Genomic DNA, 5,493 nt, shown 5'->3' with positions numbered 1-5,493 from the left:
CGGGTTTGTGCAGGCGAATGCGGGCATTGACCACAGCGGATTTCTTCGAAACCCGCTTTAATGGGCCGACCGCTGTCCTGTATTCCTTTTATGGAATTGCGATCTCGATCACCTTCATTGCCGGGGGTTTATTTGGAACCGGAAAAATGGTTGACGCTTTGACAGGAAATGAACTGGACCGCATGGCGATTCAAGCCAACATCATGGTTCCTGCCGCCGAATGGGATGCAACAGAAAAAACGTTCAAAATCACCGAACGCAGGCTACAGGGCTATGAATACGCCATTCTGGCGGTGACAGTCATGTTCGTCATTTATGGAATGGCGGGGGGATTAGGCGCAGCGATTATCACGGACTTCATTCAGGGTATTCTGACGATTGTGTTCTCGTTTTTACTGCTGCCTTTTGTGTTTTACGAGATCGGTGGTTTCGGTAAACTCCACCCTCAAGCTGATCTCAAAAAGGGGATGCTTGATTTAGTCGCCAGTCCTGAAATTGCTGCCACGCTGGGAAGCGAACCGATTACACCCTTTTATGTATTCATGCTGTCGGTCACCGCTCTGGCAGGCATTGTGATCCAACCTCATATTATGGGGGTCTGCGGCGCTGGGAAAACCGAATTTGAAGGTCGTTTTGGTTTCACCGTCGGAAACTTCCTCAAACGCTTCTGTACCGTCGCCTGGACCTTTACCGGATTGGCGTGCATTGTCTGGTATATGGGCGATAGCAGTCCCCTGAAAACTTCGCCTGACCCTGCAGATCAGGTCATTTATCAATCGTTGATCATGCGGGCCAGCCCGGAATTCCACCAGCTTCCTGCTGAGGAAAAAGCAAAAATCGAAACGACGGATCGCAATTTTGCGGATAGACTCTTCGGCATGGCTGCGCATGATATTCTTCCACGAATCGCACCAGGATTGATTGGATTACTGCTCGCGTCTTTATTAGCTGCCGTCATGAGTACCAGCGACGCACAAATGATTATTTCCAGCGGTTTATTCACAGAAAATATTTACCGCAAATGCCTCGTGAAAAATCGCTCACAGCGCCACTATCTCTGGGTCGGTCGACTGTCCGGTTTAATCATTGTGATTCTGGCTCTCATTCTGCAGACCACGTTTACCGATATCATTGCTGCCTTGAAAGTGATTGTAAAAACGCCAGCCTGTATCGGTATCAGCCTCTGGTTTGCAATTGTCTGGAGACGCTGGAACGTGATTTCAGTCTGGACTTCCACAGTCTCGGGAATCCTCGTCTGGATCGCCGTCGCCTTCTATCCGGATGCGATTCATAAAATGGGTCTGCTGCCAGATCTGATGTTCAATACCAATGGTCCCACAGCAAAAATGTGGGATGTCTGGCAGATGTTTTCCTTCATGAGTGTTGCGGTTCTCAGTGGAATCGTTGTCAGTTTCCTGACGCCACGCCAATCACAGGAAAAACTCGACCATTTCTATAACTTAATGCATACTCCGGTAATCTTAAACGAAGTAATCGAGTCACCCTGCACACTTCCCAAAAACCCGGCACCGGTTGGCGCAAAAATGTTTCCCAACTCGAAAGACATTGAAATTCCCAGGCCGACTTTTCAGGATCTGAGCGGTTTTATCCTGGCCTGGTGTGGAGTAGCAGCGATCATTTACCTGACGAAATATCTGGCTGCAGTCGTATAACAGCCCGTATGAACCAGATTCTGATTGACAATTTCAAAGCTCTGGTTTTCGAAAGCCACTTGAAATTTAAGCCTGTTTTTAAAGTTCAGAATCGCCTTGACTCTGTAATCGCAATCACGATAACTGCGTACTATGCGTCGCGCGCGTGGAGAATAAAATCTCCATTTTGTAATGAACAAAATGAGTCGCTTCTCTTCAAGTCAATCGTTCGTCCGGAAACGGATTTGTGCCTGAATCAAGGTCTCTTTGATAAAACAAGGCGAACGCACGAGCATGATTCCTGAAAAAACCGGTGTGTTATCGTTTCATTTCGGTCACACTTGGGACAGTCCCGGTTCAACACCGGCCTGACCGGGTCGCACTCCGGCGCCTTTACAACCACGGGAACGCATCATCACCACGAATGGCAGCTCCGACACAGGCAGAGTGGGGCGAAAATCGATGTCGCGCAAAAGAAAAAACAGCCAGAAACAATTGTATTTCTGGCTGTTTAAATTGTGATGAAGCTACTTAAGTCTTGATTAACTGCGATAAGTCACAGTCACTTTTCCATGCTGTGATTCAACAACCACACTGTATTTGCCATAGTCAAAAATCTTGCGACGGCCATCTTTGCTGCAACGGACACACTCGCAGGCACAGCCTGGAGCACAAATTTCCACAGCAACACACCCAGGCTCACAACAGCTGTGTTTGGGAGCACAAGGATCTACGATGGTCACCAGCTTGGGGTTTGAACAAGGTGCAACATTGCGAGGCCGCTTGTACTTCACATTTTCGTACAGCGGAATTTCGTTTGAAGCAACGTGTTGTGCAAACGGTTGAGGTGTCAACTCTGGCATGGCTTCAGGAGCAAGTGCAGAAGCAGGAGGCGCTGCAGTTGTCTGGCTCAGATAAACTCCTTGTCCTAATTCGAATGCAGGACCTTGAGCCTGAGCTGCCGTAACGGACAGGGCGATGATGCCCAACGTGTAACAAACAATCTTGTTCATCTCTGTGTACTCCTTTTGCTACCATGGTGAACTCCATTAAGGTAGCTCTGATTAACTATTGATCCCTTTTTTGACGACTTGCTTAAGCATTCTCCAGAATGCGTAGTTTAAGCACTTGAATGGTCAGAGATTTGTCTCGGTCGTCCACCACCCAAACTATACCCTACAGGACAGGCGCGCCACTCATTATTCCCACGAGTAAGTGAAAAACCAGTACCAGTTACATGCCTGATAATGGTCAGAGATAATAAGTGGAGTTTAAGTTGACAAGGTTAGTTCGCACTTTTTTTATGCAAACATCCAAACAACCCTCCCTTGCCTGACAGGAATATTTTTACACCAGGGATGCAAGCATTGCAAGACTCTACTAAAATACGTGCAGGATTTGTTATTTCGACACGTGGGTTCTGTGAATCGCTGCGCCCCCATCTCGAAGTTGGCATGAACATTACGATAACCGGAATTAAATAATCAGGGTAAGCTGCAGTTGCATCGGCGGCTTGGATCACACATAATCTAATTGGTTTAATTTCAAGGACTTGAGGGAGACATCCATGAACAAGCCGGAATCCCGGTTGAATAGAAACCCGATCGTGTGGTCTGTCGTATCGCTGTGCGCCTGCCTGTCTGTTGTAGTTCTCACTGGTTGTGGTGGAAGTGCTCCCCCAACACCTCCGCCCCAGACCCAAACCACGAATGCCGCTCCAGCTACGCCAACTGCACAAGTCGCGCAGAGCACACAAACACAAGCTCCCAAAACGGCTGAGAAAAAAGATGACCGGAAAATGCTCGACGGCATCCCCTACGATGTCTGGTTTGAGAATCCTCTGGCTGTGGCTGGAAATAACCAGGCAGTAACACCGGTTTCGTTACCTGGCAATACCGTTGCTGCCTCTCCTACCACGCCTGCGCCCGCAGGTGAGATGAAAACACCCGCCGCCCAGAGCACGACTCCTGCTCCCGCTGGTGGCATTGACTGGAAAACACTCATGCCGATGCCTGTCCTGGAAGCGCAGGTCAAAGATATTCGAAATCGTTTAACAAAAAACATGCAGTCAGTGGGTACATATAACACCACCTATCTGGAAATCCCGACCTTCACATCGACTCTGGCTGCCCTGGCGGGAATTGTGGCGGAACATCCGGATGACATCGCCTGGAAAAAAAATGCGAAACAGCTGCGCGATCTGGCTGCCAAAATCTCAGCCGAGCCTCTGATGCGTGGCGCCAAGTCTTATCGGGATATCCAGGTTCCCTACGAACAAATTATCGTCATCCTGAATGGCAGTCTGCCCGCAGGACTGTCTGATGCGCCCGAGAAAAAATCACTCTCGGAGGTGGCTTCGATGGGGGATCTGATGAAGCGCTCCGATATTGCCTACAAATGGCTGAAATCGAATGTCGGCAGTGCTGATGCATTGAAAGCAGAAAAAGAAAAAGTCATCGAGGAGACTCATCTATTAGCAACCGTTGCGAAAATCATTACGACTAAGGGATATGGATATGATGACGACAAAGGTTTTTTGGGGCACGCCAACCCGATGTCGGAAGCCTGTCTCAAAATGGTTGAAGCGGCAAAAAATGACAATTATCCGCAGTTTGATGAAGGTTTAACGCGTGTTTATAAAGCCTGCACAGAATGCCATAGCGAATTTAAAGAGTAACGGCGTCTCGCTTCGGGAACAGGTATCCGGAAGCGACAAGTATGTAATTTAAAACCGTGAAGCCGCTGTATAAGAGAGGAATCGAGGGAATGATACAGAATTGGTACAGCTCAGGCATAAGACTTTGTTTGCTGATTTTCGTGCTGAACTGCGCCAGCCTTGTCCGCGCCGAGTGGATTGAGCTCGTCAGCGGACATAAAATTGAAGGGGATATTCTGAAGCAGAGCAATACGCACCTGTTAGTGGATATCGGTTTTGAAGTGTTGCGAATTCCCGTGGAACAGATTCGCTCCCGATCAAAATCGGAAAAACCTGACACCAGTCAAGCGACGGTTTCCAAAAGCAAGGACAAGTTTTATTCGATCGCCGAACTCCCCGTCAAAAGTATTAAAGAGCTGGCGCGAACCTACGGAGAAGCGGTGACACTGGTGCAGACCTCCAGCGGGCTCGGTTCCGGCTTTATCATCAATGACCGTGGATACTGTGTGACCAATTATCATGTTGTGGAACAGGAAACACGCATCGCCGTTACCATCTTTCATCGCACTGAAAACGGTGAATTCCAGCGCCGACAGATCAAAGATGTCGAAATTGTGGCGCTGAACCCTTTTTTCGATCTGGCTTTATTGCGGATTCCTTTACAGAAAGATGTCACATTCCGTACCGTCTATCTGGCAGAAAATGACAAACAGCGCGAAGGAGAAGAAGTCTTCGCCATTGGCAATCCACTGGGACTGGAACGTTCTGTTTCGCGCGGCATTGTCAGTACGCGGAATCGAAACATGCAGGGCATTGTTTATATTCAAACCACAACTCAAATCAACCCGGGGAACAGCGGCGGCCCCTTGTTTAATTCCCGCGGCGAAGTAATCGGCGTTACCAATATGAAATTGATTCTGGGTGAGGGGCTGGGATTTGCCATACCCATCACCTACGTAAAACACTTTCTGGATAACCGGGATGCATTTGCCTTTGACAAATCCAGTCCGAATACAGGCTATCGTTATTTTGACGCACCCCGCAGAAAAACGGCTGATTTTGAAAAGTAGGCGAAAATAATTGCAACCAGCTTCACCTTTTTCTGGTACATCCCGAAGAGGCGTTGTCCCGACGGCTAATTTTTTTCGACTCACAAGTTGAATGGCACGTTGGGGTTGTCAGAAC

4 protein-coding genes are annotated in these 5,493 nt (G+C 48.4%); 3 read left to right on the top strand and 1 reads right to left on the bottom strand.

The annotated features are described in order from the left end of the window. Nucleotides 1–1,673, top strand: a 1,673-nt coding sequence (locus Q0294_RS13960; RefSeq protein WP_299466470.1) for a hypothetical protein, incomplete at its 5' end; no start/stop codon positions are given. Nucleotides 1,674–2,194: 521 nt separating this feature from the next. On the opposite strand, the gene Q0294_RS13955 is transcribed toward Q0294_RS13960, so the two are convergent. Next, nucleotides 2,195–2,665, bottom strand: coding sequence for a hypothetical protein (locus Q0294_RS13955; RefSeq protein WP_299466467.1), 471 nt, complete (start codon nucleotides 2,663–2,665; stop codon nucleotides 2,195–2,197). Nucleotides 2,666–3,219: 554 nt separating this feature from the next. On the opposite strand from Q0294_RS13955, the gene Q0294_RS13950 reads away from it, so the two are divergent. After that, nucleotides 3,220–4,329 (top strand): hypothetical protein, encoded by a 1,110-nt coding sequence (locus Q0294_RS13950; RefSeq protein ID WP_299466464.1) that lies wholly within the window; start codon nucleotides 3,220–3,222, stop codon nucleotides 4,327–4,329. Nucleotides 4,330–4,418: 89 nt separating this feature from the next. Continuing rightward, nucleotides 4,419–5,378 (top strand): trypsin-like peptidase domain-containing protein, encoded by a 960-nt coding sequence (locus Q0294_RS13945; protein ID WP_299466462.1) that lies wholly within the window; start codon nucleotides 4,419–4,421, stop codon nucleotides 5,376–5,378. Nucleotides 5,379–5,493 lie beyond the last annotated feature (115 nt).

This window comes from uncultured Gimesia sp., assembly GCF_937919775.1.
In the GTDB taxonomy this organism is placed as follows: Bacteria; Planctomycetota; Planctomycetia; order Planctomycetales; family Planctomycetaceae; genus Gimesia.
The sequence above is the reverse complement of the archived record's forward strand: the minus strand, read 5'-3'. Positions and strand labels throughout refer to the sequence as shown.

What these genes read in the sequence shown, in the direction of transcription:
- Q0294_RS13955 (WP_299466467.1), bottom strand. Translation starts at nt 2,665, where the DNA reads ATGAACAAGATTGTTTGTTACACGTTGGGCATCATCGCCCTGTCCGTT.
- Q0294_RS13950 (WP_299466464.1), top strand. Translation starts at nt 3,220, where the DNA reads ATGAACAAGCCGGAATCCCGGTTGAATAGAAACCCGATCGTGTGGTCT.
- Q0294_RS13945 (WP_299466462.1), top strand. Translation starts at nt 4,419, where the DNA reads ATGATACAGAATTGGTACAGCTCAGGCATAAGACTTTGTTTGCTGATT.